Annotated in this window: 1 protein-coding gene; it reads right to left on the bottom strand. The window is 73.5% G+C overall.

Going from position 1 to position 2,180, the window contains the following annotated elements; translation table 11 throughout:
* Nucleotides 1-109: 109 nt before the first annotated feature.
* Nucleotides 110-2,180: WD40 repeat domain-containing protein (locus ACZ3J7_RS40980; RefSeq protein WP_465628496.1), on the bottom strand; the 2,071-nt coding region annotated here is incomplete at its 5' end.

Below are 2,180 nucleotides of genomic sequence, written 5' to 3' on the forward strand. Positions count from 1 at the left end.
AACGAGCCCAGTTCATCCGGAGTCATACCTCCAGAGAACAGCCGAAACCCACCCGGGACCAGAGCCCACGCACCACCTAACAAAGCACTACTAGGCACTGTCCTGACGATCAAGCAGTGTCGGTGGGCACGGACGACACATCGATCACGAGGAAACCCGTATCGGTGCCGGCGATGAGCAGGCCGTGGCTCGATGCAAGCGCGTTGACTCTGCCCGCCATGGGAAGGACATGCACTGTCCCGGTCCGGGGGTTCCAGATCCGCACCGTCCGGTCGTCGCCGGCCGAGGCGAGGCGGGGGGTGCCGTCGGGTGCGGTGAACACCCCCAGCGCCCGCACCCCGCGGTAGTGGCCGATGAGGGGAACACCCTCCTGGGCGCGGGTGGCGGGGTCCCAGATCCGCACCGTCCCGTCGTCGCCGCCCGTGGCGAGGCGGGGGGTGCCGTCAGGCGCGGTGAACACCCCCACCGCCCACACCCCGCGGTCGTGGCTGGTAAGGGGTGGGCCTTCCTGGGCGCCGGTGGCCGGGTTCCAGGTCCGCACCGTCCGGTCGTCGCCGCCCGTGGCGAGGCGGGGGGTGCCGTCAGGCGCGGTGAACACCCCCAGCGCCCGCACCCCGCGGTAGTGGCCGATGAGGGGAACACCCTCCTGGGTGCCGGTGGCGGGGTTCCAGATCCGCACCGTCCCGTCGTCGCCGCCCGTGGCGAGGCGGGGGGTGCCGTCAGGCGCGGTGAACACCCCAACCGCCCGCACCCAGTCATCGTGGCCAGTGAGGAATTCGCGTTCCTGGGCGCGGGTGGCCGGGTTCCAGATCCGCACCGTCCGGTCGTCGCCGGCCGAGGCGAGACGGGGAGTGCCGTCGGGTGCGGTGAACACCCCAACCGCCCGCACCCAGTCGTCGTGGCCGGTGAGGGGTTGGCCTTCCTGGGTGCCGGTGGCGGGGTTCCAGATCCGCACCGTCCGGTCGTCGCTGGCCGTGGCGAGGCGGGGGGTGCCGTCGGGTGCGGTGAACATCGCCACTGCCCGCACCCAGTCGGTGTGGCCGGTGAGGTATTCGCGTTCCTGGGCGCGGGTGGCCGGGTTCCAGATCCGCACCGTCCCGTCGTCGCCGGCCGAGGCGAGGCGGGGAGTGCCGTCGGGTGCGGTGAGCACCGCCAGCGCCCGCACCCCGCGGTAGTGGCCGATGAGGGGAACGCCCTCCTGGGCGCGGGTGGCGGGGTCCCAGATCCGCACCGTCCCGTCGTCGCCGCCCGTGGCGAGGCGGGGAGTGCCGTCAGGCGCGGTGAACACCCCCACCGCCCGCACCCTGCTGTTGTGGCCGGTGAGGAATTCGCGTTCCTGGGCGCGGGTGGTGGGGTTCCAGATCCGCACCGTCCGGTCGTCGCCGGCCGAGGCGAGGCGGGGGGTGCCGTCAGGCGCGGTGAACACCCCCAGCGCCCGCACCCCGCGGTAGTGGCCGATGAGGGGAACGCCCTCCTGGGCGCGGGTGGCGGGGTTCCAGATCCGCACCGTCCCGTCGTCGCCGCCCGTGGCGAGGCGGGGGGTGCCGTCGGGTGCGGTGAACACCCCAACCGCCCACACCCCGCGGTCGTGGCCGATGAGGGGAACGCCCTCCTGGGTGCCGGTGGCGGGGTTCCAGATCCGCACCGTCCCGTCGTCGCCAGCCGAGGCGAGACGGGGGGCGCCGTCAGGCGCGGTGAACACCCCAACCGCCCATACCCAGTCATCGTGGCCAGTGAGGAACTCGCCCTCCTGGGTGCCGGTGGCCGGGTTCCAGATCCGCACCGTCCCGTCGTCGCCGGCCGAGGCGAGACGGGGGGCGCCGTCAGGCGCGGTGAACACCCCAACCGCCCGCACCCAGTCGTCGTGGCCGGTGAGGGGTTGGCCTTCCTGGGTGCCGGTGGCGGGATTCCAGATCCGCACCGTTCCGTCGCTGCTGCCGGTGGCGAGACGGGGGGCACCGTCCGGCGCGGTGAACACCCCCACCGACCGTACCCCGCGGTCGTGGCCGGTGAGTTGGAGATGGAGTTGGCGGCGTTGGACGGTGCCGGCGGTGAGGTTGGGCGCCCAGGCTCCGGTGTTGCGGAGGTGGGGTTCGGCGGGGGGCACGGTGCCCTGGATGTAGGTGGTGCCCAGGCGTCGCCACCAGCGGCGCCACTCGGTGGCGGTGCCCGGTTCCCGG

It is taken from the genome of Kitasatospora sp. NPDC015121 (assembly GCF_055562955.1).